The sequence below is a fragment of the Peribacillus sp. NPDC096622 genome, assembly GCF_044762665.1.
Taxonomy (GTDB): domain Bacteria; phylum Bacillota; class Bacilli; order Bacillales; family DSM-1321; genus Peribacillus; species Peribacillus frigoritolerans_B.
Map to the genome: position 1 here is coordinate 1 of NZ_JBIWES010000026.1, position 25,256 is coordinate 25,256.

Sequence of the window (25,256 nt, forward strand, 5' to 3'; positions counted from 1 at the left end):
CTCTTCAGCGCCGATGGTAGTTGGGGGTTTCCCCCTGTGAGAGTAGGACGCCGCCAAGCCATTTAAAAAGATCAGCCATCCGGCTGGTCTTTTTTGAGGTCGTTATTCCTTCAGTACCTATTATTTAAACCTGTTAAAGAAAGTTATATGCAGTATGAATGGTAGGACATACTATAAATGCATCTGAATTTCTAAAGCTATCTGTATTATCCATATCTGTTTAAGACAAAGGGACAGAATTCTTCGTTTCTGTAGGGATATATGTTAAACTTAACGTAGTTCTGAAACTGTCATTGGGGGAATAGCCGATGGATACCTCTGCTAAAGATGAAATGATTTTTTCGTTTGCTGAATGGTTGAGAGACCAGGGCAAATCAGCCAATACGATCAAAACGTATACTGGTGTCCTTTCACAGTTTTGTGACCAGACACAAAAGATATTGATGGAGATCCATTCTGAAGATGTTCAGGGTTATCTTGATTATTTAGAAAATTGCAAGAAAAGTCCTGGAACGATCGAAAAACACTATATCGCCCTAAATGTCTTCTTTAAATTTTTAGGCAAACCGCAAGTAATGCTTTCTGTGGAACGTAAGGTTAAGGAGCACAAGCTTGAGGTACCTGAAACTTTAAGCATAACTGAACAGCAGATCCTGTTAAGAGATATAGAAGCAGAAGGAAATCTAAGGAACATTGCCATCGTCTACCTTTTGTTACATACAGGAATCCGTGTCTCCGAATTATGTGACTTAAATGGCCGTGACGTCATCATGGAAACAGAGCGAAATTATATACTTGTCAGGAACGCAAAAGGTGAAATCGACAGATCCGTCCCCCTTACAATATCGGCTATACAACATGTGCAAAATTATCTTTTTTCTTTAAAAGAAAAAGCAGATCCGTTATTCATCTCAAGCTATAATCAAAGGATCACTCCGAGGTCAGTTCAATATATATTGAAAAAATACAATGTACATCCACATAAACTGCGACATACCTTTTGTCAAAGGCTAGTGGATAATGGAATAGATATACAAACGATATCCAAGCTTGCCGGTCATAAAGATTTAAACGTAACGAAGCGTTATCTAAAAGAAAAGCCGCTGGATCTCGCAAATGCGATAGACCAAACTTTCACCAAACACTAAGATATAGAAATTAAAGGGAAAGCGAGTTCTTTCCCTTTTTTGTATAAACAAACAAATTTCCTTTGAAATGACGAATAGGAGATTTTGTCTTAAGAGACAGGACAGGTTAAAAGAAGAAGGAACATAGTTCAGTCAAAAGGGCTGCACATATTGATACATTGTGAATCAAAATAGAGGGGATTCCTGATAAAAGGAATCCCCTCTTCTTTTTCTTCATTTACTTAACTGTTTTTTTCTTCTTTTTACCTATTTTCATTATAACTTCATATACTACCGGCACTATTACAAGTGTTAGCAATGTTGAACTCACCAGTCCGCCGATAACGGTAATTCCCAAACCTTGTGATATCAATCCACTGCCTTCTGCACCGATTGCCAGAGGTATTAAAGCGCCGATTGTGGCAAGGGCAGTCATCAGGATTGGGCGTAGACGGGTGGATCCTGCCTCGAGTAAAGATTCCCTGGTAGATAGCCCGGATTCTTCATTCTTGATAACACGGTCCACTAATACGATGGCATTGGTTACGACGATACCAATCAGCATCAGGACACCCATCATTGCCGAAACGCTGATGGTCTCACCTGCAACGAATAGCCCGGCCAATGCCCCGATTACCGTAAATGGTAAGGAGAAGAGAATGGCTATTGGTGCTAAACCACCATGGAAAGTAACGACTAGGACAAAGTATACGATAGCAACGGCCGCTAACATAGCGATACCAAGTTGAGTGAATGATTCCTGGATATCTTCCGTTACTCCGCCATAGTCTATAGTGACGCTTGCAGGCAGGTCTAATTTATCAACTTCCTTTTGTACCTCAGCTGTTACTGCTGCCACATCATCCGTTTTGATTGTTGCAGACACGTCGGCATAAATTTTTCCATCGCGGCGGCTGATTGTATCGGAAGCTTTGCCTTCTTCGATTTTCACAAGCTCTTTCAATGGGATTTCCATTCCCATTGGAGAAGAAATTTTCGTATTCTCAAGATCTTTTTTGTCTTCGAATGTCGTTTCTTTTGTCTCGACATATACTTTGACTTCTTCTCCATCTTTCTTAATCGTAGTTAAAGCATCATCTTTATTTGTATTGGCAATGGACATGCCAATTTGTGCAGCTGTAAGTCCAAGGTCACTTAGCTTTTCCTGGTCTGCAACTAGGGTATATTGCTCATAAGCATCTGAAAGACTTGTATCAACATCTTTTAAATCTTTATTTTTCTTCATGATATTTTGAATATCGTCAATTACCGGTTCAATATCTTTTTGTGTATTTCCGTAAACAAATAAAGTGGTTTCGCTGCTTGATGTTGACGTGAATTCTTGTTGTTTCCATGTTCCAGGTGAATCAAGTTCAGTTAAATCTTTTATGACGGTTTCTTTTTTGTCCCCGAAATTTTCGGTGTCTTCATCATAGAGTACATAGAAGAGAGCCGAGTTACTCGATCCGCCCATCATGCCGCCCATCATGCTTTCACCAAGTGTGTATTGAACGGTCTTCACATCGTCTTTATCCATGAAGTATTTTTCTACTTTTTCTGTTTGCTTTTCAATATCCTCTTTTAACTCTCCAGGTGCGGGAGTGTAAGTGACGATGATCGTTTTTTCTTCATCTGCAGGCATGAAGCTGACACCGATGCTTGGGATTAGGAATAAGCTGCCGACCAATAATAGAATGGCTGTGCCGAAAGTGATTAACTTATGGTTTAACGACCAATCCAGTGCTTTTCGGTAGAATGCTGATAGTTTGCTTGGTTTTTCTTCATGTGATTTTAATTCTTTTTTAGGTAGTCCCTTTTTAAATAAAGAGTCTGCCATTGCCGGAACAAGTGTGATGGCGATTATTAATGAAGCGACTAATGCAAACACCATTGTTAAGGCGAATGGCATGAATAGTTCCCCGACAGGTCCTGTAACGCTTGCTAAAGGCAGGTATACGGCTACAGTGACGATTGTCGATGAAAGGATAGGGATGAACATTTCCTTAGTGGCTGATCGTATTAATTCGCCGCCTTTTAATTGTTCGCCTTTTAAAGCCATTCTCCTATAAATATTTTCAATGACGACAATGGAGTCATCGACGACTCGGCCGATGGCTACGGTCATGGCTCCAAGTGTCATGACATTCAAAGAAATATCCATTTGTTTGAGCACCAGAAGCGCTGCTAACAGGGATAAGGGAATCGATATGACGGAAATGAGAGTCGTTTTAAAGTTCCTAAGGAATAGCATGATAACTATGACTGCAAACAGACAGCCGAAGAGTGCCTTGCTGATCATGGTTTCAACAGAATCTTTAATCGGTTTAGCTTGATCGAGCGTAGTGTGTACACTTACGCCTTTAAAATCTTCTTTGAAATTGGATACTTCTTCGTTTACTTCGTCTACGATTGCAACTGTATCGGCATCAGGCGATCTTGTAACCTGGATCCCAATCGATTCGCTACCGTTTGTTCTTGAAATCGATTCAGCCTTACCGGTGACTTTAACATCGGCAATGTCTGATAATTTGACATTTTGCAGTTGGGCAGGACCTGTTGCCATTTCAGGAGATAATTGATTGGTTTCCGGTCCGGCTTGTGCTGGCGTTCCTGTTTGAGAGCCGCCGGTTAAAGGTATCTTTATATTCTTCAGGTCTTTTAATGTGGAGATGTTTCCATCTACAACGATTGTTTTTTCTTTATCATCAAAGTTATATATGCCAAGCGGCATGTTGACGTTTGCGGCCTGGATAACCTTCTTTACGGTTTCTTCATCGAGCCCGTATTGAGCCATCTTTTCCTGGTCGAATACAAGGCTGCCTTCATTTACTTGTTGTCCGGAAATTGAGACGGATGTCACGCCGTCAATTCCTTCAAGTTTAGGCACTAACACCTCTTCGACGTTTTTTGTAAGAGCTGGTAAATCAGAGTCCTTATCTGTTACACTGAGTGCGACGACAGGAAAAGCGTTTAACTCTAATTTAGATACGCTTGGGTCATCCACTCCCTCAGGCAGTTCCAATTTCTCTAAAGCTTCTTTCACTTCTTTTACAGCGTCGTCCATATCCGTATCATAATCATATTGTAATTGGACGGAAGAGGCATTGGCCATGGACGAAGAACTGACTAATTCGACTCCTGGCAAATTCGTTACTTTCTGCTCAATCTGGTCTGTGAGTTTATCTGCTACTTCTTCAGGTGCAGCTCCAGGATAAACAGTGGAGATGCTTATTAAAGGAGTGGAGATGCTTGGAATGGTTTCTTGTTTCATGTTTAAACCGGAGTATAAGCCAGCTGCAACGATGATGATGGTAAGCAACCAGATAGCCAATTTATTCTTTAATGAAAATTTAATTATTGAATTCAAGCTTGTACCCTCCATACATATAATTGTGACTAGTCGGTCACAAACTCAAATATATAGCATGTGGATTATGATTGCAACAGATAATAATCGTCAGTGTTAACGTTGTGATTTCAAGGGTTTTGGGATAGAATTTGGAAGGTGTGACCCATTGGTCACCAATGAACAATCTTAAGAGATGGGATGAATTTGATGAAAGAAAAAAATAAGATGATCATAGATAAGTCTGTAGAGCTTTTTGCGGAGAAAGGCTATCATGCTACTTCCGTTCAGGAAATTGCTGAAAAATGCGGGATAGCAAAAGGGTCTTTTTATAATTATTTTAAATCGAAGGAGGAATTACTAGTCTCCATTTTTAAATTTTATTATGAAGCGTTGACAGACTCATTGCTTGATCTTGAACTGGATGCTTCATTATCCAGTAAAGACAAATTCATGAGGCAGATCACTGTTCACATTGAGCATATGACGGGAAATACCAACTTGATACAAATGATGATGCAGGAACAAATGGTTCATATCAGCAAAGAATTAGATAGATTTTTACATTATATCCATGAAGAGGGCTTGAGTTGGTTCAAGCGTAAAATCATTGAGTTATACCCGGAACTTTCATCTGATCTTCTGCCGGATTGCACCATAATTTTAGATTCTCTTTTCAAAGGATATATCGGAATATTGATCAGGAAACAAAATGCTTTCGATGTGGAATTGTTACCTAGCTTCATATTGAACCGGATGGATTCCATTGTCGCAAGCCTGGAGAATATGGAAGATCCATTATTGAAACAATTTCCCCTACCAGGTTGCTCGATGCGGGATATGAGCCCAAAAGAAGAAATCCATTCGATTATCGTCAGGATGCTGGAAGTGGAAACACGTAAAGAAGAGGGATTGGAAACGCGTAAAAATACGGAAGCCTTAAAGGCGCTCCAGGAGGAGTTTTCAAAAGTTAGGCCAAGCCCCATCATCTTGGAAAGCCTTTTGTTATTTTTGGAGAAAAATGAAAAAAGGAGTCCCTTGTGTTCAAAGCTTATCTTAATGATGAAGGATTATTTGTTGGATATATGAAGGCTTTACCGAAAGGGGCGTGTAGCCTCTTTTTTCATTTAATTCTTAATGAGTTTCAAAAGCGGGGTTAAGGAAAAAGTATAAGTGATGGAAAGAAGACAATTCTTTCAATGATATGGGGGTAAGAATCCTGCAATGGAAAAAGGTGATTTTATAATAAAAATGCAGGAAATCATAAACTCGAAAGGAATCTTGAGGGTTGTCTTCCATTATTGGCAACACATATTGATGAGTTTCCCATTCTACAATCAAAGCAAAAAGGCGATGCATGCCGTTATTGTTTGGGAATATGGTGAAGAAATGGAAGTAGTTTTCGTATTGGGAGGAGATGGAACGGTACATGAGTTTGTAAATGGCCTTTCACCCCCTTTGGAGGCGGCCGTTGTTTGGGATTTTACCTGGAGGGACCAGCAATGATTTCTCCAGGACATTAAAAATTCCTCAAAATGTTCGTCAAGCTGCGCAAGCATTAGTAAATGGCAAGGTTCGTTCCAATTGATATTGGGCAGGCCAATAATGTCCATTTCTCCAATTTTTTGGGAGGGGAGTTGGACTTATTTCAGATGCATCAAACAATATTGATGAGCAGGAAAAAAGCAGGTTCGGAAAGATAGGGTATTTATTAAGTGCTGTAAGGACGATTGGTGAGAATGCTCCCTTTTCCTATAAACTGGATTATATGGGGATTCGATTGAAGGGGAAGCAGTTATGATTTTGGTCTTGAATGGTTGTTTTATCGGTCCTAATTTATTGCCTCTTTCCATGGTTAGTCCAGACGATGGTCTCTTTGGCGTTGCCATCTTTTTAAAATGCAAGCCTTGGTGCATTTTTAGAAATAATAGCGATGAAACGTTCATGGACTCAAAATATGAGCTCTGACTCTGGGGTGACTTATTTCCAAGCAGGTACCTTGACTATTGAATCCAAGAGGCCGCTTGATGTGGATATGGATGGAGAGAACTATAGACAAACGCCTTCGAGCATTAAAGTCCTTGCCCATCATTTGTCAGTATTAACACCAAACTAGTGTGGGGATAAGGGAAAGGCTTATGTATTTTTTTTGTATATTCATTCCTTATTTCTGCAATTGTTCCCAAAATAGGATAAAATATATGATGATATATCAATTTTTGCAGGAGGACCACTTATGGTGTACCAGGTCAGATTGTTAAAGGGCATTTTAGAGCCTTATCGGAGTCGTTATCAGCTGCAAAATGCAGAGGCAGTCACAAAGCTTGGTGTGAAATTATTATTTTTATATTTTCTTAGTCTTATAGTATTCGCCATTGGGGGATATTTTGGCATTGGTTCAGAATCATTTTCCAAAGAAATCACGAAGATGAGCGCCAATGAATTCGAAGCAGCAAAGTTGCTGATTTTGAGTGGCAATATAATAACAGGAATAATCGACCCTTCCATATACATATTTTTAGCAGCTCTATTCTTTTGGATCGTTACTGATATCCCATATATAAAATTGGTAATCGTTCAAATGATTCTTTTTGGCTTGCAATTAGTTGAAAAAGCATTATTGATTCCCCTATTCGTTTTAATGGATATAGGCAGTGATGCTAACCCTTTTTCATTGGGAATCATCAGTCAGTATTTTCTCAGAAGTGATTATTTCATTCACTTTTTCAGCGAAATCACCATTTTTCAATTTCTTATTATTGCTCTGCAATATTTTTATTTAAAGGAATTTTCAGGACGAAATAATTATTTGATCCTTTTAATGATTGTTCTATTCTATCTGGCCACATGGTTTGTTAAAGCCTTTTTAGGATACATCCAAGTAGGCGTATTTGTATAAGGCGGGTGAAATGAATGAGCGGTAAATGGAAAATAGCAGCGGTCTCCATTGCGTCGATAGTGTTAATAACCGTTAACTTATACCTTATTGAAAAAAAAGAAAGCAAAGTGGAACGGACTGTTTTCGTTGAAAACTGGACTAAGGTAAAAAAAGAAACAGTTACGGATACCATCCAAACAAATGGGGTAATTAAACCAGTAGAAGAGTATGATATCTATTTTGATACCCAGAAAAATGATTTTAAGAAATTCCTTGTAAAAGAAGGCGATGCAATTACGGCTGGCTCCTCGTTGTTTGAATATACGACGACCGAACTTGATGCGCTTAAAGCGAATTTGGAAGCGGAGAAAACGGCAGCTGAGGGAGAAATGGCAGGGATTGAGGAATACATAGGGAAGTTGAGGTCTTATCAAGGGACCGTGACCAGTGAAACTGAAAAAGCGGCAATTGATGAATCGGTGGAAAAAAACTTGAATATTGATATAAAGACAAGCTCTTCAGATCTTATTAAAAGTAACATTGAGCAAGAAATGTACAAGCAGGAACTAGAAAAAAACAGGTTGAATGAAAAAGTGAGAATGCTTGACGCTAAATTAAGTTCGATTGAGGAGCAGTCCAGTGCGATTGTGACGACAAGCGAGGCTGATGGTGTAGTTAAAAATATCAATAAAAACCTGAATAATCCCATTATATCCATTGTTTCGACAAATATGGCAATTGAAGGGTATTTCTCCGAAGAGGAAATGAAAAAGGCTGAAGTGGGCATGACTATAAAAGCAAGTTCCTCTGATTCAAAAAAGGCATTGAAAGGAACGATAGGACGTATCCATTCCTATCCCGCTGAAGAGCCGTCTTTAAAAAAAGATAACAGATTTCCATTTCAAGCTTCAATCGAACCGGAAGGCGAAGAAACGGAACCTTTGTTGGTGGGATCGAAAGTGAATCTTACTGTAATAACCAATGAGAAAGCAGGTGTACCCTCCATTCCTATAGAGGCGGTACAATACCAAAAACAGCCTTATATTTACAAGTTGACTAATAAAGGACATGTGGATAAACATTACATTACAAAAGGGCTTAAGGCTGAAGGGAAGCAAGAAATCATAAAGGGACCTTCTGTAGGTGACGTCATCCTGCTGGAGCAGAATGTGGCAGTGAAGAACCATTCTTATTTTATTACCCCGATTCAATTTGAAAAAGTGAAAGCTGGAACTTATAAAAAATTCACCTCAAGGGAAAAAGTAAGATATCTGTTACTTGGCATTCTGGAAAAATAACTGCTCCTTTTACAAGAGAGGTGATGTCAAATTAGGTATAAATTATATATCAATATAACTTATTTGGACAAAAATCGGGAAGCGTAATTATAGATACAATAGCCTCTAAAACAGAATATTCAGACATATTGAAAGATTTTTTCTAGAATAGATACGAATAAATATTTACAGATTATCATTTTTAGTATAATATTTTATTATAAGTTAACTCGCTTAATCTTATTCCAAGAACGGGGGACCCATTTTTGTGGATTTTATCCGCTAGGGGTGAATTCAGAAATGAAAGGGCATTTGTGTTTCCAATTCCTAACCCGACAGCTAACCTCGTCAGCGTCTTTAAGGGAACATGTGTGAATATTCACGCCAATAAGAAATCGACACATGAAGTGTCTTTTTTTTCGGCGTAAAGACAGAGTTTTTCAAAAAAAGAAAAATTACTTTCTTTTTATTAGTATCTTGTTTCCCTTACCGAGACAAAAATGTTTTTGCATCAAAGACTTTATGGAAGGTGAGGAAAGTAAATGAAGAAATTCAAATTAAGTTTAGCTAGCCAAATTTTCATTGGTTTAATACTAGGGATTATCGTTGGTGCCATTTTTTATGGTAATGAGTCGGCCCAAAGCTTTTTACAGCCATTCGGAGACATTTTCCTACGAATGATTAAAATGATTGTAGTGCCGATCATCGTATCCAGCCTTATCGTTGCAGTTGCCGGTGTAGGTGATTTGAAAGCGGTAGGTAAACTAGGTGCTAAATCATTATCATACTTTGTTGTCGTAACTATGATAGCGATTGCTGTTGGTTTAATTTCAGCGAATATCATCCAGCCTGGTGCTGGTGTGAATATGAATAACCTGGAACAAACTGATATTTCCACATATGTTGATACAGCAGAAACTAAGCAGCATGAATCATTCGTGGATACACTTGTACACATCGTGCCATCCAATCCAGTTAAAGCCATGGTAGAAGGCGATATGCTAGCGATCATTTTCTTCTCCGTGTTGTTTGGACTAAGTATTGCGGCCATAGGAGAAAAGGGTAAACCAGTATTCCGTTTCTTCCAAGGTGTAGCTGAAGGAATGTTCTACCTAACTAACATGGTCATGAAATTCGCTCCTATCGGTGTATTTGCACTAATTGGTGTGACTATCTCCAAGTTCGGTTTGGAATCTTTAATTCCGTTAGGAAAGTTAGCGCTTTCTGTTTACGGAACAATGATTTTCTTTGTAATTGTCATTCTGGGTGTCATTGCAAAATTTGTAGGATTCAATATCTTTACGTTGATTAAACTTCTAAAAGAAGAATTGATTCTTGCTTTCTCTACTGCAAGTTCAGAAGCGGTTCTTCCGAAAATCATGGAAAAAATGGAGAAAGCGGGATGTCCGAAACATATTGCTACATTTGTTATTCCGACTGGATACTCATTTAACCTTGATGGTTCTACATTATACCAAGCGTTAGCAGCTATCTTCATCGCTCAAATGTACGGAATCGATTTAAGCATGTATGAGCAAATTACGCTAATGCTAGTGTTAATGATCACATCCAAGGGGATTGCGGGTGTACCAGGTGTATCTTTCGTAGTTCTTTTAGCGACATTGGGAACTGTCGGTATTCCTATTGAAGGTCTAGCATTTATTGCCGGTATCGACCGTATTCTTGATATGGGACGTACAGTAGTAAACGTTATTGGTAATTCACTTGCGGCAATCGTTATCTCTAAATGGGAAGGTCAATTCAACCCTCCTTCCAAAAAAGAACTAGAACAACAAGTTTCTTAATACAAAAAATCCAGAGTGAAATGTCACTCTGGATTTTTTTGAATTAAAAAGCGCTTTCTTATTTTTCTTGATGGCTGTAAGTACCTTCTTGACGCATCTTTCCGCATGTCAAAATACCCCGAAACTCATAAAGCCTTTCATCATGTCCTCCAAACCAAATTATTTCCTCTTGCTCCCAGAAGGTCAGGTGATTTTCGTTTTTATCACGGTCGTTGTGAAAATGAAAATACCTTCATTAAAATAAGGTTGAATTTAAGCTACTGTCGGTTATTTCGCTGGGGAATCATCAGCATAAAGGGAAGCGGCCCCATGAAATGAATTAATGATAAAACCTATATTGATCAATTATTCCAATTCTATATTTTTTCCTATTGGTTAATATGGATTTTGTTTCATGTTATTTATACGATGCAGATGTTGATTAATATTGGGGTTATATAACTTACGTGAAACTCCAAAAGTTTGATAAAATAACATTATTGATTGAGAGCTCGGAGGGGGTCAGGTTATGAAGAATGACAGCAATGATATCTTATACATGTATATGCAGGCTTCCGAACGGTTTGTCCTTTTTAATGGACTCAATTTTCGTGAATTCGTCAAATCGCTGCCATATACCTTGGATTCGATCTTATTATTGAAGCATCAATTCGATGGTGGGGAATACAATTTGAATGTCCTGCTTGAGAGCGCTTCATCTGAAGCTATTGCGAAGCTCGTTAAAGAAAATGTCCGGGCATATGGAGATTTCTGTTGGGTCGATTTTGAAGAAGAGGAAGGGCTGGATGAATTGGATGGAAGGGAAATAGCGGAGCTTTTATATTTAGGACACGCTAAAACCCATTTGGATCCCCCATTTTTCCGTAAATTGAATAATCAATTTGTGTACCTTGCCCAGGATGATGGCTGGTTCAATAAAATTTATTTTCGTTCTCTTTCGACATATTATATGATGTTAGGAAGCCTGATACCGCTTAAGCTGGAGCCGTTAAAAGTAGAGAGGACGTGGCTTGGAATCAGAAAGAAAAAAGAGCTTACGGCGATTCCTGCAGAAATCATTGCTTCCTTGGCCCATATCCTGGCAGAGGGGCTCGTTTTTTCCTTTCGGGATGTTAAGTATACAAGAACGAAAATTGAGATACCGGCATGGGTCGTAGGGGATCATTTAAACATGGATGAAATGCACGATTACTTTTCGGATAGAGATATTAAGGAGCCCGATGCCTATATTATCTTCAATCGAAAAGAAAAGGTCTGGGAAAGCGTTATTAAAAATGCATCATCCTCCTGATTATTTGACATCCTTGAATTTTTTAGGTGTAAGACTTACCGTCTCATGCATAAAAGATAAGAGAGGGCAACGCATAGGAGTTGGCACAGGATGCGGAGGTTTTATCCTGTGTTCTGCATTATGGTAATAATCGGAAAAGCTCGAATGATGGAAGTTTCGCTTTATCCGTTTTAGTGTAAAGTGATACAATGAACATGGTTAAAAGAATATTGGAGGGTAATAACTCATGAAAACTAAACTTGGTTTGCTTTATGGTGGAAAATCTGCGGAGCATGAGGTTTCTATGCAGACGGCTTTAGCAGTCATTAAAGCTCTCGATTTAGCAAAGTTTGATATATATCCGATTTACATAACAAAAGAGGGTTCATGGATAAATGGACCAAAGTTAACAGGCCCTGCCGAGAATGTGGAGGCTTTGACATTTTCACCGGAAAAGTCGAGCTCGCCTCTTGCTTTGCAAGCACATTCAACTGATGAAAATAGTGAATCAACAGGGTATGACGTAATTTTCCCATTGCTTCACGGACCAAATGGAGAAGATGGAACCGTACAGGGGATGCTGGAACTATTGAACCTTCCTTATGTAGGAAATGGCGTTTTAGCTTCTTCAGCAGGAATGGATAAGGTCATCATGAAAAACATTTTTGCCCAGGCTGGACTTCCTCAAGTGAAATACACTTGGTTCATTCGTTCTGAATGGGAGAAGAATACTGAAAGTGCCATCAAAAAGGTAGCGGATGAATTGGGGTACCCTTGTTTTGTCAAACCTGCCAATTTAGGCTCAAGTGTCGGTATCAGCAAATGTAATGATGCTGATGAACTGGAAAAGGCGGTAGCGGAAGCTTTTCAATTCGATCGGAAGATCATCATTGAAGAAGGGGTCATCGCTCGTGAACTCGAGTTTGGTATTCTTGGTAATGATGAACCGTCTTGTTCAGTGGCAGGCGAAATCATACCTAAGAAAGATTTTGCCTTCTATGATTATTCAGCAAAATATGTAGACGGTAATTCAGCGATGGTCATTCCGGCGGAGATAACGGAAAGCGAGTATACAGCTTTATCCGAAATGGCCATTACTGCCTTTAAGTCATTGGATTGCTCTGGATTGGTTCGCGCTGATTTCTTCTTGACGCATGAGGGGCAGATCTATATTAATGAAGTGAATACAATGCCTGGGTTTACTCCTTTCAGCATGTTTCCGTTATTATGGAAGCACACAGGTGTCGACTATCCAGCGTTAATTGAAAAACTCGTGAAACTTGCCTTGGAACGTCATCAGGAAAAACAACAAATCAAATATACAGTTTGATCATACAGGTAATGTTCAGTAAACTCCACAATCCATCTAGCATTGAATTTGATGGATTCCAATCAGCAGGAACCGGTGCGATTTAAACTGGTTTCTGCTTCGTTTGGTTAATGGAGAACGATTAACGGTTCGATGAATGTAGGAGGAACAAAATGATAAAGAGAACGTTAAAACAAGTACATGAAATGGCAGGGGGATTGAATGATATCAATCCATTCCAGTCCAAAGTAATTAATGGAGTTACCATTGATTCAAGAACGGTTAAGGAAGGATGTTTGTTCATTCCGCTTAAGGGTGAGCAGGTTGACGGCCATCAGTATGTCAAGCAAGCTTTAGCACAAGGGGCTGCGGCTTCTTTTTGGCAAAGGGATGTTCCGAATTCTCCTGAAGATTTACCGATAATCATTGTTGAAAATACCGAGAAAGCACTTCAGCAATTGGCGCGTTCCTACCGTCAGCAGCTGAATATGAAAGTCATTGGGATAACAGGCAGCAACGGTAAGACCACTACGAAAGATATGACGGCTGCGCTGCTGGCCACTACCTATAAGGTTCATAAAACAAATGGAAACTTCAATAATCATTTAGGTTTGCCACTAACGGTGCTCTCTATGGCAGAGGATACTGAAGCGGCTGTTTTGGAAATGGGAATGAGCAGCCGTGGTGAAATCGAGTTTTTATCCAAAATGGCTAAACCTGATGTAGCAATCATTACCAATATTGGTGAATCACACTTATTGGATTTAGGGTCACGTGAGGAAATCGCGAATGCGAAGTTGGAAATTGTTGAAGGTTTGGCGAAAGATGGAACGCTGATCTATCATGGTGATGAACCTTTGCTTCGCAATCGGATCAAAAAGGATTTTCCTGATTTAAACGTAATATCTTTTGGACGTACGGAACAAAATGATTTATATCCACAGACCATTAGCCAAGGGGCAGACAGTACCGCGTTTACAATCGCAAGAGGTGATAAGGAGATCAGTTATGAGATTCCTGTTTTAGGCCATCATAATGTTCTTAATGCGTTGGCAGCCATCTTGGTCGCTAAAGAATTCAATGTGGATGATTCAGCAATCCGTAAAGGTCTATCGACCATTCAGTTAACCAATATGAGGATGGAATTGGTTGAAGGCGCAAAAGGGCAGAAAATCATCAATGATGCATATAATGCCAGTCCAACTTCAGTTAAGGCAGCAGTGGAGTTGGTTGAGGGATTATCTGGATTCGATAAAAAAATCCTTGTATTGGGAGACATGTTGGAGTTAGGGCCGCAGGAAAAAGATTTTCATTTGAAAATTGGTGAATTAATTTCCAATGAGCAGATCGATAAGATCTTCACTTATGGTCCTTTAGCCGAGTTTATTGCCAAGGGAGCGAGCAAGTCTTTTTCATCGGATCAGGTTCGTCCTTTTCAAGATAAGCAGGAGCTTATAGAGGAACTTAAGTCGTCCACACAGGCAAATGACATCATACTCGTTAAAGCTTCCAGGGGCATGAAGCTGGAGGAAGTCGTTCAAGCTCTACAAAAATAAAAAAACATAGAAAGGGCCGTTTCTTTTTTTGAAACGGCCCTTTTATCGTGCTTAAAAAAGTGTCCCGGCAATAATGCAGATGTCATCGTTAATCACTGAATGCCTCATCCTTGAGGCTAACAGTTCCTGAAGAAGGTCATTTGTATCGAGATGGACATTTTCAATGAATTCCCTCTGGATACTGTCAGATCGGTCAATGGCGGAAGGTGTGGGCGTTTTAGAGAGCCCATCTGTATAGATGATGAAACGGCTTCCTGCTTCATAATGAAAGGCCATTTTTTTTATGGGCATTTCGGGGATCAGTCCCCTTGGGGTGGCCCCTTCGTTTAAATTGAGAACTTGATTGGTGCGTGGGGAATACAAAAAGGCTGAAGGAAGTCCGTAGTTCACATATTCGATGAGTCGATCCTTTGTATTCACGTATGCGATGAAGGCTGTAATCCGAGCGTGGTTTTTGTTTTCCCGATTAACTCCTTGCAATAGGTCCCGCATATGTTTGTCCAATTCCTCTGTTATGAAAATAGGGTCTTTTACACGTTTGATAAGGTCGGGGATCAATGTGCGTATGGACATGTTTATAAGTGCTGTGTGGATGCCCTTTCCGAATACATCGATCATTATGAAGCCGTATATCCTGTCATCAACCTCCGTCCAGTAAAATAAATCGCCTGATAGCTCACTCGAAGGCTGAAAAAGACCTTTGACCTCTATATCTTCATTATTGATCGACAAAGGTAAACTTGAAAGTTGAATGCCCTTTGCAATCCGCAGGCTCCTTGCTGTTTTTTGGTGCATCTTTTCAAGCTGTTGCCCCTTCATTTTTGCCGAAAACAGTTGCATGCCGATGTTTTTGAGTGACTTTAATTTAATCCTGACTTCTACTGAATCGGCAGGGACCGCCATGGTGTCATAATAGGTCTTTTCCGGTAAGGCAAGAGGGTGCTCCATTCCTAAAGCGCGTTTGTAAAGAAATAAGATAGGGATTTCGTGAGATTCAGCTAAAGCGAATAAAGAAGTTTGCTGCCAAGAATCTTTTGATATGTTTAAAGGCAAAATAAATAATGATTTCATTAAGTCCGTTGAATCTTTGAATAGATGACTTTGATTGAGTGGATCCTCCAAAAAGGTGACTTTCTTGTTCATTTTCTTTAAGATTCGACCAAAATCCTTACATAAAGGAACATCTATTGTGAATATGTTCATATAACCCCCGTTGATTTGTTGATAGGTCAATCATACTGCATTTAGATTAATTTGCTATAATTTTTAAGAAAAAAGATGGAATTTTCTAAAATTTAATGATCCCATATACCTGGAAATCCAAAGAGGGTTCATGATAAGTCCTTTCTTTTTCCAACGGGGGTACCGTGGAAGGGTGTTATCATTAGAATTAATCCTTCCTGTTTGTTGAAACTATTTGATTTAAACTCATATGATATATAAATGGATGTTCGTTTTGTAAAAAAAATTTACATGGATACAGTAAATGGTTTGGAATGGTCTATCCCGGACCGTGATTTTAAAACAGGACTAGTTACTAAATCCTTTAACTGGGTTTCTGAAGCCAACTGTCGTGTACAGTCTGAATCCACTTACGCATGATAGGATATAGTAACTAAGGTAATCCTGTTGAATAAATCAGCTGCACAATTATCAGGTAGTGATATCCAATTTCCCAGTTTTTGAAACGATCTAAAGTTTTTAGTAACTATGAATGGGGCGATATCCTTTATTGCATTAACAGTTTGAAAATGGTAATATGAGTATGAGTTTAAATGTCTTATCATTGATGATTATTTGAATTAATCAGGTTGAGGCAACAAAATTGTATGTTCTTACATGTTTCATGAGTTAATTCTTGAGATTATTTTAGATTAAATAGGCCGCGCGTCTGGTCATATATAAAAGCTGCATCTCTTGGCGGCTTTAGTAGCTATTAGGGAATCAAGCCGCATTTTGCGCTTTTCCACTTCTGCAAATCCTCAACGCACCGGGCCTGTTTTGTATAAGAATCTTGGCTCTCGTCAAGTTTTGTTCATACAGCCTTTTTAAGTCTGATGAATAATAGGTGCAGCAGCCCTCACCTGAATAAAACGGTCAAACACCCGTTTATGCTACTTTTAATTTTCCATATTGAATTTAATTTTGGTTACATGTACTTTTAAAAAGATGAGCGTATGTTAATGATAAGTTTACACGTGCGCGAAGTTAAAAATGCCAGTGAATGTCCGTACTGGTATATTTCCTTTTTAAAAAATCATATTGAGTTCATTTGAACTAAAAGGCAGATACTTTTAGGTGATAATGATAAACTTTTTATTAAGAGATAAAGTAGAACATCCGTCATGATGATGAGGATTTGAACTAAACATCTGTGCATGATATGCACGTGTAAATTTACGATATAAAAAGGAGTACGAAAACATTGACATTGTTTAGCGAATTAGGATTAGATAGAACGTCCATGAAATCAATAGAAAAAATGGGATTTGAGGAAGCGAGCCCGATTCAATCCCAAACGATACCTCTAGCACTTGAAGGTAAAGATATAATCGGTCAAGCGCAAACAGGAACAGGTAAAACAGCAGCATTCGGTATTCCATTGATGGAAAACATCGATATTAATAACGAAAACGTGCAAGGGATCGTCATCGCACCTACACGTGAGCTGGCCATTCAAGTTTCCGAGGAACTTTTCAAGCTTGGTTACGGAAAACGTGCTCGTGTACTTGCAGTTTATGGTGGACAAGACATCGACCGCCAAATCCGTGCTTTAAAGAAAAAACCACATATTATCGTTGGTACGCCAGGTCGTCTTTTAGACCATATCAAACGTAAAAATATTAAATTAGGCGGAGTTCACACTGTAGTTCTTGATGAAGCGGATGAAATGCTTAACATGGGATTCATTGAGGATATCGAATTAATCCTTTCAACGGTTCCGGATGAAAGGCAAACATTGCTTTTCTCAGCTACAATGCCTGATCCGATCCGTAAAATTGCTGAAAGATTCATGCAGGAACCCGTTCTTGTACGTGTAAAAGCAAAAGAAATGACAGTGGACCGTATCGAACAATATTACTTGGAGTTAAAAGAAAGTGAAAAATTCGATACACTTGCACGCCTTTTCGATATTCAAACACCGGATCTTGCCATCGTCTTCGGACGTACGAAACGCCGTGTGGATGAATTGGCATCTGCATTGAATATCCGCGGTTATATGGCTGAAGGGATTCATGGTGACCTTAGCCAGGCAAAACGCCTTTCTGTATTGAAAAAGTTTAAAGACCGCAGCATCGATGTACTCGTTGCTACCGATGTGGCTGCACGTGGACTTGATATTTCCGGCGTTACTCACGTATACAACTTTGATATCCCTCAAGATCCGGAAAGCTACGTTCACCGTATTGGACGTACAGGACGTGCAGGTAAACATGGTATAGCCATTACGTTTGTAACACCAAGAGAAAGAGGCCAACTGCATGCAGTTGAACATACAACGAAAAAACGTATGGAGAAACTTAAGACTCCTACGTTAACTGAAGCGTTGGAAGGTCAACAAAAAGCAGTAACGGAAAAAATCCTTAATACAATCGAGAATGAGGATTTAACTTTATACCTCGGTCAAGCGGAAGAGTTATTGCAAAAACATAGCGCAGCGGATTTAGTTGCAGCCATGCTTAAATCAATGACAAAAGAACCGGATCAAACGCCTATCAAGTTAACGGAAGAATCTCCATCTCCAATGCGTCGCAATCGCGGAGGCAGCGGATCTTCTGGTAACAGACAGCGCAATGGCCGCAGTTCTTCAGGCAGAAAAGATTACGGTAGCGGATCAGGGAAACGCCCAAGCACGAACCGTAAATCGAATGGTTACGGTAACCGCAGCACGAGCCAAAAAAGAGAAAAAACAAATAAGATTTAATTGAATTGGAAATGCCGCTCATTTGAGCGGCATTTTTTATGTGCATCTCCAATTCATCATGAAGGTATCCACGGTTTTTGGATGGACTGCTCAAAGCCTTTGTTTAAAAAGGGGTTATTTCCCAGTATTTAATTATAGTATAATGGATGAAAGCGAAGGGTTAAATGATGAAGATTCATTTAAAATTACCTGTCCGGAAGAGGAGAAGCACATGGAACCAGAAAATCGTATATCGAATAAGGCCCTGACCGTATGGAAAATCAGTGGACTTATAAGCTGTTCAATAACTTGGATAATAAGCATCGCCGTACTTGTGCTTACAATCATTTTTGATTGGACATATTGGGTGTTCGGAGCGTTGATCATAATTTCGATTATCCAATCCTATCTGGCCATTTTTCTGATTCCATCGGTGAAATGGAAGAGATGGCGTTACGAAGTAAGAAATACCGAAATTGATATCCAAAGTGGTATTTTCGTCATAAAAAGAACACTCATACCCATGATTAGGGTTCAGCATGTTGAAACGAAGCAAGGGCCATTATTAAGAAAATATGATTTAGCATCCGTTGAAATTTCCACTGCAGCTACCCTTCATGTTATCCCTGCCCTGGACCTAGCTGAGGCAGATGAATTGCGGCACTATATTTCCAGGATGGCAAGTGTGGAGGAAGAAGATGTCTGAACCTAAAAGGCTTCACCCCATAGCTGTATTGCTTAACATCATTAAATCGATTAAGGAGTTAGTCATCCCTTTTTTATTAGTGGTCGTCATTCCGGGGAATAATGAAGGAATTCCCGGATGGATACAACCTCTGGTCATAGCCATTATTATACTTTTAATTATAGGAAATGCATTCTTGCAATGGTTACGCTTTACATATCGGATAGAAGAGGGCGAATTCAGAATTGAGTCCGGGGTGTTTGTAAGAAAGAAACGGTATATTAAGTTTGATCGGATTCATAGCATAGATATATCAGAGGGCGTTATCCAGAGGGTATTCAGCCTGGTGAAGCTGAATATTGAAACGGCAGGCGGGTCTCAGGCCGATGCCGTATTATCAGCCATAAGCAAAAGTGATGCGGATCGAATCAATGCTTTTATAAGTGAGGAAAAAAATGCGAATAATCCTTTTGATAAGGATGAAGATGAAATCGCGGATAATGAATATGCAGCAAAATCGTCTTCCGTTTTTAAGCAGACGCTGCCGCAACTATTCGTTATGGCTGCCACTTCGGGAGCGGTAGGTGTCTTCCTATCCGGGGCAGTCGCTTTCATTTCACAGTTCGATGAAATGATACCTTTTGAGAGGATATTTAAGGATTATGAAGATTTTATTGAAATGGGGACCTTCATTCTGACCTTGTTTGCCCTTGTGGCTTTATTGGTGGTTTATGTACTGGCCACATTAAGTATGGTAATTAAATACGCTTCCTTTACCGTGATAAAAACGGATGAGGAAATCGTCATTTCCAGGGGGCTTCTAGAGAAAAGACGGCTGACAATCCCTATCCATAAAATTCAAGGTATCCGGATCATGGAAAATTTGATTCGAAAGCCATTGGGATTGGCGACGGTTTATATTGAATATGCGGGTGGGAGTATGGAAGATAAAGAAAGTCTTTCCATCATGCTGTTCCCTTTAATCAGGAAGAAGCATTTACAAAAGAAAATCCTGGAAATTTTACCGGTTTATGAAACAGACACGGAGATGACACAGATACCCAAGCGTGCACTTTCCCGGTATGTGTTTCATAAGTTTCTATTCCTCATCCCGATCATCGGTGCCTTGGTATGGTTTTTCAGACCTTGGGGTTATTTTTCCCTTTTACTTGTACCGTTGGCGATTTTTTGGGCTTACATGCAATATAGAGATGCAGGATGGTGCATAGAAGGGGATTTATTGCTATTGAGCAGCCGTTTTTTCTCGAAGCAAACATTGATCATGCAAAGAAGCAGGATTCAATCAATCACATATAAAAAAAGTTGGTTTCAGAATCGAAAAGAATTAGCCACTATTTCAGCATCGATTAAATCAGGAATTACCTCCCGGGTAGGCATGGTTGCTGATGTGGAAGAAAAGGATTGCCTAATAATTAAATCATGGTATTTACCTAAAAAAGCAGTCGACTCCCAATGATTGAAAGGAAGAGTCGGCTGTTTGGCCTACCATTTTTTTCGTAAGAATAAAGGAGCTGTCAAAAAGCCGGTTGCCAGTCCAGCCAAATGACCGACAACGTTGATTTGCGGTTGAATGAAAGTCATGATAATGGCAATGCCGGTCAATGTATATACTGTATTTCTTTCGTTGTTAGTAAAATTGGTTTTATTGAACAGTACAAGGTATAGAAAGAATCCGAGTAAACCAAAAATTGCTCCGCTAGCACCTACGTGGTTATATGTCAGTGGGTTAATTAGGAAAGTTGCGATATTGGCAAGGATCCCTGTCGATAAAAAGAAGATTGAAAACTTGACGGCTCCAAGTAATTTTTCCAGGAATGGACCAAATATGGCAAGTGAGAATCCATTAAACAGTAAATGTGTAAACGTGCTATGTAGAAAGATGGGGGTGATCAAGCGCCACCATTGTCCATCAGCAATGTATAAGTTCACACCTGTGCCATAATAAAAGAGTACATTGCCGGGAAGTATGGGGAAAAGGACGAGAACGAATACAATCATCATAATGAGTATGAGCACAGTTACAGCTCGATAAGAATTTGCGTATTCGCGGAAGCTTTCTGTTCTTGTAAACATAAATTCCTCCTTATATCGTTTTTAATTAGATACAATATTATCATTTTCAGGTAAAAGAGTCCTCCTAATGATATGCAACTTATTAAATTAATAGAAGAGGTGTCAAAGTGATTAAAGGTATTGGCGTGGACATTACTGAGTTGGATAGAATGGAAACATTGATCAATCGGCAGCCCCGTTTAAAGGAGCGTATATTGACAGATAGTGAAATCTTGATTTTCGAAAAGTTAAATGGAAGAAGGAAGATCGAGTATTTTGCTGGGCGTTTTGCGGCAAAGGAGGCTTTTTCAAAAGCAAACGGTACAGGGATAGGTAAGCACTTATCCTTTTTGGACATTGAAATCATCACGGATGATAAAGGAAAGCCGGTGATTTCAAAGCCGTTTTCTGAAGGGGTCCACCTTTCGATTAGCCACAGCAGGGATTATGCGGTTGCTCAAGTCGTAATTGAAGGGTGAAAGGAGTTTTGTCCAATCGGGTCATAAACCTTGAGGTTGTCTCATATACATTTAGTGCTATAGGGAGACAAGGCCCGGTAAAAGGTACATGGCAGAGTAGGTGCTCTCGATAAGTTTTTAGCCGGATCGAGAATTGGTCTGTCTAAAATACTGAGGAATCTAAGACATCAGTCGAGCCAATGTCCGGATCCTGCCTTTTCCTCTCCCTTTTACGTTCAAATGACAAAAAGGGGTTGAAAAGATGAAGAAGATGTTAATGCTTTTTGCAGGGATCATGCTCTTGCTTGCTCTTTCTGCTTGCGGCCAAAAATCGCAGAGTGACGTAGTGAGTGAATTGAATGAGAAGCTTGGCGAAATGAAAGGATATAAAGCTAACGCGAAGATGACATTAAAGATGGGGACGGAACCTCAAGTGTATAATGTGGAGATTTGGCATAAGGACCCTTCTTTTTACCGCGTAAATCTGAAAAATGAAGAGAAGGATCAAAGCCAGATGATTTTGAAAAATGATGATGGTGTATATGTTTTGACGCCAGCTTTGAATAAAAGTTTTAAATTTCAAAGCGAGTGGCCGGAGAACAGCAGTCAGGCCTATTTGTTCGAGTCGTTGGTGAAAGACATTACGGAAGATAAAAGTGCGACATATAAAGAAACGGATAAACATTATGTCTTTGAAACGAAAACGCGCTACCAAAACAATAAAATGTTGCCATATCAAGAGATTACTATAAACAAAAAGGATTTATCCCCAGTCAGTGTAAAAGTCATGGACCCAGATAAGACCGCGTTGGTTCTTGTTGAATTCTCAAAAGTTAAATTCGATACGACTTTTGATAAAGATTCATTTGACATGAAGAAAAACATGACAAGTGCACAACTTGAAGCGCCCGTTATGGCAGAAGTCCAAAATGAGGGGTTTGCTGTGAAATACCCTGAAAATGTCGGTGATATGAATTTAACGGAAGAAAAAGAAATTACGACGGAAAAGGGAGAGCGTGTCGTTTTGACCTATGAGGGTACAAAAAGTTTTACATTAGTTCAGGAAAAAGCTGAGGTAGTTCAAACTTCCGTTTCGACGAATGTGAATGGAGAACCTGTTGATTTGGGATATACTGTCGGGGCCATGACGGGAAATACGATTGCATGGACTTTTGAAGGTGTCGATTATATGCTTGCATCAAAGGATTTGACACAGGAAGAGATGATAGAAGTCGCCCGTTCGGTTGGGGAAGATCCAGTCAAATAGGATTACATAACAAGCTGATGTTTCCCGTCTCCTTACGAAGGTTCCTTCTAGGTAGGATAGGCGGGGAAGCGGCTTGTTGACATTTTTTTTAATCCATTTTTTGATTTAGGCTGGCAGCTGGGAAATTAGGATCAAGGTGAAAAAGCACTTTATCTTTCTAGCGGTTGGTTATAGAATGGTCCTATAATGAAACGAAAACTTCGCAACTGGGAAGAATCTTATTGTGAGTGTAGGAAAGAAGGAAAAGGTCTTGGAAACGAAAATATTTCATCGAGATACGTGGGCAGAAGTAAATTTAGATAATATTTTTGAAAATATTTCTTCAATGAAAAAAAGACTGAGAAAGGGCGTTAGTCTTTTCGCTGTCGTTAAAGCGAATGCTTATGGCCACGGGGACTATGAAGTGGCTAAAACGGCGCTTGATGCAGGGGCGGATTTTTTAAGTGTAGCTTTTTTGGATGAGGCTCTTGCCTTACGGAAAAAGGGAATATTGGCCCCGATTCTTGTACTTGGGGCGTCTAGGCCTGAAAGTGCAGCACTTGCTGCCGAGCATGGGATTTCCGTGACGGTTTTCGATGTAGCCTGGTTGGAGAAGGCAAAGGATTTGTTGAAACCGGGACAAGTTTTGCAAATCCATGTAAAAGTGGATAGCGGCATGGGGAGAATCGGCGTTCGGGATAAAGGTCAACTCATGAAAGTGGAAAGTTTGCTTAAGGGGGAAGCTTGTTTCAATTTCCAAGGGATATTCACTCATTTCGCGACTGCGGATGAAATGAAGACAGACTTTTATGAAACGCAGCTTGCTTTCTTTAAAGGAATGCTTTCCGAATTGACTGGAAAGCCGGAATATATTCATGCAGCCAATAGTGCAGCTTCTTTAAGGTTCACCGATTCTGAATGGAATGCAATAAGAATGGGAATTTCCATGTATGGTTTGAGTCCTTCCATGGAGATGGAGCCGATATTGCCATTTCCATTAAAACAAGCTATATCATTGAGAACGGAAATGGTCGCGGTTAAACAGCTTGCCAAGGGTGAAAGCGTTAGTTATGGAGCGACTTATACGGCTGAAGGTGATGAATGGATTGGGACTTTGCCAATCGGTTATGCTGACGGCTGGATCCGAAAGCTGCAAGGTCAGGAAGTTCTTGTGGATGGAAAAAGAGTACCCATAGTCGGACGGATTTGCATGGATCAATGCATGATCAAGCTGCCTGGACCATACCCTGTAGGAACAGTGGTCACACTAATGGGGATTGATGGGGAAGAATCGATTACTGTCGATGAGATAGCGGCAAAACTGGAAACGATCAACTATGAGGTAACATGCATGATAGGAGCAAGAGTGCCCCGCATATATATTAAAGACAATCAGGTGAATCATGTACGCAACTTCATTTTGGAATGAGCGGATTGTAAAAAAATCCTAAGATTGTGAATAAGATTTCCTTTATTATGCTGATAATAGGATTGAGAATAGAATATACTCTTTGCAGATAGGCATTTTAATGGTAATATTGAAAAGGATATATAATAAAGGTGTGTAGTGATGGTGGAGGTGTATGTTTGTGTCTGAATCCAGCGCAACAAGAGAGATATTAATTCGATTACCTCAAAATTTTTTAACAGAGTTAGATGGGTATGCGAGTGAGGAAAATGTTAATCGCAGTGAATTTATTTATCGTGCCACAAAAATGTATCTTCGCGAACGTAAAAAGAAAGAGTTTCGTGAATCGATGAAACGCGGTTATATTGAAATGGCGGCCATTAATTTAACGATTGCTTCTGAAGCCTTCCAGGCTGAATTCGAGGCTGGTCATTGCGTTGAACGATTAGTTAGCGGAGGCTGAGCCATTGATTGTTGTTAAGCGTGGTGACGTATACTTCGCAGACCTTTCCCCGGTAGTCGGTTCAGAGCAGGGTGGGACCCGTCCGGTACTAATTTTACAAAACGATATTGGTAATCGCTTTAGTCCGACTGTGATCGTGGCAGCCATTACAGCTCAAATTCAAAAAGCGAAATTGCCTACACATGTTGAGATTAATGCAAAAAAGTACGGATTCGAACGGGATTCCGTCATTTTATTAGAACAGATCCGGACTATCGATAAGCAGCGTTTAACTGATAAAATTACGCATCTTGACGAACCGATGATGCAAAAAGTCAATGAAGCTTTGCAAATCAGTTTAGGCCTCATTGAGTTTTAAAGAAAATTTTCCCCGTAAAACCGGGCGTTATTATAATACAAATCATTCTTGATATTATTTAGATGGCACGATTCCTGCAACTGTGGGAATCGT

Annotated in this window: 22 protein-coding genes and 1 riboswitch; of the genes, 19 read left to right on the top strand and 3 right to left on the bottom strand. The window is 39.6% G+C overall.

Going from position 1 to position 25,256, the window contains the following annotated elements:
- Positions 1–308 precede the first annotated feature (308 nt).
- Positions 309–1,148, top strand: coding sequence for a tyrosine-type recombinase/integrase (locus tag ACIQYG_RS24715; protein WP_402843660.1), 840 nt, complete (start codon positions 309–311; stop codon positions 1,146–1,148).
- Positions 1,149–1,365: 217 nt separating this feature from the next.
- Here ACIQYG_RS24715 and ACIQYG_RS24720 read toward each other — a convergent pair whose 3' ends face one another.
- Complete coding sequence (locus ACIQYG_RS24720) at positions 1,366–4,494, bottom strand: efflux RND transporter permease subunit (RefSeq protein WP_402843663.1); 3,129 nt, start codon at positions 4,492–4,494, stop codon at positions 1,366–1,368.
- Between the two features lie 189 nt (positions 4,495–4,683).
- On the opposite strand from ACIQYG_RS24720, the gene ACIQYG_RS24725 reads away from it, so the two are divergent.
- The 10 genes from ACIQYG_RS24725 (at position 4,684) to ACIQYG_RS24770 (ending at position 14,568) form a co-directional block, all read left to right on the top strand.
- A complete protein-coding gene (locus ACIQYG_RS24725) occupies positions 4,684–5,562 on the top strand; it encodes a TetR/AcrR family transcriptional regulator (protein WP_402843666.1) in 879 nt (292 codons plus the stop codon).
- 135 nt (positions 5,563–5,697) lie between these two features.
- Complete coding sequence (locus tag ACIQYG_RS24730) at positions 5,698–5,979, top strand: diacylglycerol kinase family protein (protein WP_402843670.1); 282 nt, start codon at positions 5,698–5,700, stop codon at positions 5,977–5,979.
- Complete coding sequence (locus tag ACIQYG_RS24735) at positions 5,915–6,061, top strand: diacylglycerol kinase family protein (RefSeq protein ID WP_402843673.1); 147 nt, start codon at positions 5,915–5,917, stop codon at positions 6,059–6,061. The genes ACIQYG_RS24730 and ACIQYG_RS24735 overlap by 65 nt, the downstream gene beginning before the upstream one ends.
- Positions 6,062–6,406: 345 nt before the next feature.
- Positions 6,407–6,589 carry a hypothetical protein gene (locus tag ACIQYG_RS24740; RefSeq protein ID WP_402843676.1) on the top strand — a complete coding sequence of 61 codons (183 nt, stop codon included), beginning with the start codon at positions 6,407–6,409 and terminating at the stop codon, positions 6,587–6,589.
- Between the two features lie 120 nt (positions 6,590–6,709).
- On the top strand, positions 6,710–7,372 hold the full coding sequence (locus ACIQYG_RS24745; protein WP_402843679.1) for a hypothetical protein: 663 nt from the start codon (positions 6,710–6,712) through the stop codon (positions 7,370–7,372).
- A 14-nt stretch (positions 7,373–7,386) separates the two neighbouring features.
- Positions 7,387–8,649 (top strand): efflux RND transporter periplasmic adaptor subunit, encoded by a 1,263-nt coding sequence (locus ACIQYG_RS24750; protein ID WP_402843682.1) that lies wholly within the window; start codon positions 7,387–7,389, stop codon positions 8,647–8,649.
- A 200-nt stretch (positions 8,650–8,849) separates the two neighbouring features.
- A riboswitch (cyclic di-AMP (ydaO/yuaA leader) is annotated at positions 8,850–8,997 on the top strand.
- 173 nt (positions 8,998–9,170) lie between these two features.
- Positions 9,171–10,433, top strand: coding sequence for a cation:dicarboxylate symporter family transporter (locus ACIQYG_RS24755; protein WP_402843685.1), 1,263 nt, complete (start codon positions 9,171–9,173; stop codon positions 10,431–10,433).
- A 508-nt stretch (positions 10,434–10,941) separates the two neighbouring features.
- Positions 10,942–11,724: a hypothetical protein gene (locus ACIQYG_RS24760; protein WP_402843688.1), complete on the top strand. Its 783-nt coding sequence runs from the start codon at positions 10,942–10,944 to the stop codon at positions 11,722–11,724.
- 226 nt (positions 11,725–11,950) lie between these two features.
- Positions 11,951–13,033: a D-alanine--D-alanine ligase gene (locus tag ACIQYG_RS24765; RefSeq protein ID WP_402843691.1), complete on the top strand. Its 1,083-nt coding sequence runs from the start codon at positions 11,951–11,953 to the stop codon at positions 13,031–13,033.
- 152 nt (positions 13,034–13,185) lie between these two features.
- The gene (locus ACIQYG_RS24770) at positions 13,186–14,568 is read left to right on the top strand and encodes a UDP-N-acetylmuramoyl-tripeptide--D-alanyl-D-alanine ligase (protein ID WP_402843694.1); all 1,383 of its coding nucleotides are present in this window, start codon (positions 13,186–13,188) and stop codon (positions 14,566–14,568) included.
- Positions 14,569–14,619: 51 nt separating this feature from the next.
- Here the strand turns inward: ACIQYG_RS24770 and ACIQYG_RS24775 are convergent, their stop codons facing one another.
- The gene (locus ACIQYG_RS24775) at positions 14,620–15,771 is read right to left on the bottom strand and encodes a PP2C family protein-serine/threonine phosphatase (RefSeq protein WP_402843697.1); all 1,152 of its coding nucleotides are present in this window, start codon (positions 15,769–15,771) and stop codon (positions 14,620–14,622) included.
- A 1,222-nt stretch (positions 15,772–16,993) separates the two neighbouring features.
- Here ACIQYG_RS24775 and cshA point away from each other — a divergent pair.
- From cshA to ACIQYG_RS24790, 3 genes are all read left to right on the top strand, one after another.
- Positions 16,994–18,493 carry a degradosome RNA helicase CshA gene (gene cshA / locus ACIQYG_RS24780; RefSeq protein ID WP_048682025.1) on the top strand — a complete coding sequence of 500 codons (1,500 nt, stop codon included), beginning with the start codon at positions 16,994–16,996 and terminating at the stop codon, positions 18,491–18,493.
- 211 nt (positions 18,494–18,704) lie between these two features.
- Positions 18,705–19,178 (top strand): PH domain-containing protein, encoded by a 474-nt coding sequence (locus ACIQYG_RS24785; protein WP_402843700.1) that lies wholly within the window; start codon positions 18,705–18,707, stop codon positions 19,176–19,178.
- Positions 19,171–20,634 carry a PH domain-containing protein gene (locus ACIQYG_RS24790; protein WP_402843702.1) on the top strand — a complete coding sequence of 488 codons (1,464 nt, stop codon included), beginning with the start codon at positions 19,171–19,173 and terminating at the stop codon, positions 20,632–20,634. The genes ACIQYG_RS24785 and ACIQYG_RS24790 overlap by 8 nt, the downstream gene beginning before the upstream one ends.
- Positions 20,635–20,660: 26 nt before the next feature.
- Here ACIQYG_RS24790 and ACIQYG_RS24795 read toward each other — a convergent pair whose 3' ends face one another.
- Positions 20,661–21,251 carry a rhomboid family intramembrane serine protease gene (locus tag ACIQYG_RS24795; protein WP_402843704.1) on the bottom strand — a complete coding sequence of 197 codons (591 nt, stop codon included), beginning with the start codon at positions 21,249–21,251 and terminating at the stop codon, positions 20,661–20,663.
- Between the two features lie 107 nt (positions 21,252–21,358).
- Here ACIQYG_RS24795 and acpS point away from each other — a divergent pair, with 107 nt between their 5' ends.
- The 5 genes from acpS (at position 21,359) to ACIQYG_RS24820 (ending at position 25,163) form a co-directional block, all read left to right on the top strand.
- Positions 21,359–21,709, top strand: coding sequence for a holo-ACP synthase (gene acpS, locus ACIQYG_RS24800; protein WP_402843707.1), 351 nt, complete (start codon positions 21,359–21,361; stop codon positions 21,707–21,709).
- Between the two features lie 241 nt (positions 21,710–21,950).
- The gene (locus ACIQYG_RS24805; protein WP_402843710.1) at positions 21,951–22,955 is read left to right on the top strand and encodes a LolA family protein; all 1,005 of its coding nucleotides are present in this window, start codon (positions 21,951–21,953) and stop codon (positions 22,953–22,955) included.
- A gap of 223 nt (positions 22,956–23,178) precedes the next feature.
- A complete protein-coding gene (alr, locus tag ACIQYG_RS24810; protein WP_402843712.1) occupies positions 23,179–24,363 on the top strand; it encodes an alanine racemase in 1,185 nt (394 codons plus the stop codon).
- Positions 24,364–24,523: 160 nt separating this feature from the next.
- On the top strand, positions 24,524–24,805 hold the full coding sequence (locus ACIQYG_RS24815; RefSeq protein WP_034306380.1) for a CopG family ribbon-helix-helix protein: 282 nt from the start codon (positions 24,524–24,526) through the stop codon (positions 24,803–24,805).
- A gap of 7 nt (positions 24,806–24,812) precedes the next feature.
- Positions 24,813–25,163 (top strand): type II toxin-antitoxin system PemK/MazF family toxin, encoded by a 351-nt coding sequence (locus tag ACIQYG_RS24820; protein ID WP_034306610.1) that lies wholly within the window; start codon positions 24,813–24,815, stop codon positions 25,161–25,163.
- Positions 25,164–25,256 lie beyond the last annotated feature (93 nt).

Coding starts and splice junctions, on each gene's coding strand:
- ACIQYG_RS24715 (WP_402843660.1), top strand. CDS start 309: ATGGATACCTCTGCTAAAGATGAAATGATTTTTTCGTTTGCTGAATGG.
- ACIQYG_RS24725 (WP_402843666.1), top strand. CDS start 4,684: ATGAAAGAAAAAAATAAGATGATCATAGATAAGTCTGTAGAGCTTTTT.
- ACIQYG_RS24730 (WP_402843670.1), top strand. CDS start 5,698: ATGGAAAAAGGTGATTTTATAATAAAAATGCAGGAAATCATAAACTCG.
- ACIQYG_RS24735 (WP_402843673.1), top strand. CDS start 5,915: ATGGCCTTTCACCCCCTTTGGAGGCGGCCGTTGTTTGGGATTTTACCT.
- ACIQYG_RS24740 (WP_402843676.1), top strand. CDS start 6,407: ATGAAACGTTCATGGACTCAAAATATGAGCTCTGACTCTGGGGTGACT.
- ACIQYG_RS24745 (WP_402843679.1), top strand. CDS start 6,710: ATGGTGTACCAGGTCAGATTGTTAAAGGGCATTTTAGAGCCTTATCGG.
- ACIQYG_RS24750 (WP_402843682.1), top strand. CDS start 7,387: ATGAGCGGTAAATGGAAAATAGCAGCGGTCTCCATTGCGTCGATAGTG.
- ACIQYG_RS24755 (WP_402843685.1), top strand. CDS start 9,171: ATGAAGAAATTCAAATTAAGTTTAGCTAGCCAAATTTTCATTGGTTTA.
- ACIQYG_RS24760 (WP_402843688.1), top strand. CDS start 10,942: ATGAAGAATGACAGCAATGATATCTTATACATGTATATGCAGGCTTCC.
- ACIQYG_RS24765 (WP_402843691.1), top strand. CDS start 11,951: ATGAAAACTAAACTTGGTTTGCTTTATGGTGGAAAATCTGCGGAGCAT.
- ACIQYG_RS24770 (WP_402843694.1), top strand. CDS start 13,186: ATGATAAAGAGAACGTTAAAACAAGTACATGAAATGGCAGGGGGATTG.
- ACIQYG_RS24775 (WP_402843697.1), bottom strand. CDS start 15,771: ATGAACATATTCACAATAGATGTTCCTTTATGTAAGGATTTTGGTCGA.
- ACIQYG_RS24785 (WP_402843700.1), top strand. CDS start 18,705: ATGGAACCAGAAAATCGTATATCGAATAAGGCCCTGACCGTATGGAAA.
- ACIQYG_RS24790 (WP_402843702.1), top strand. CDS start 19,171: ATGTCTGAACCTAAAAGGCTTCACCCCATAGCTGTATTGCTTAACATC.
- ACIQYG_RS24795 (WP_402843704.1), bottom strand. CDS start 21,251: ATGTTTACAAGAACAGAAAGCTTCCGCGAATACGCAAATTCTTATCGA.
- ACIQYG_RS24805 (WP_402843710.1), top strand. CDS start 21,951: ATGAAGAAGATGTTAATGCTTTTTGCAGGGATCATGCTCTTGCTTGCT.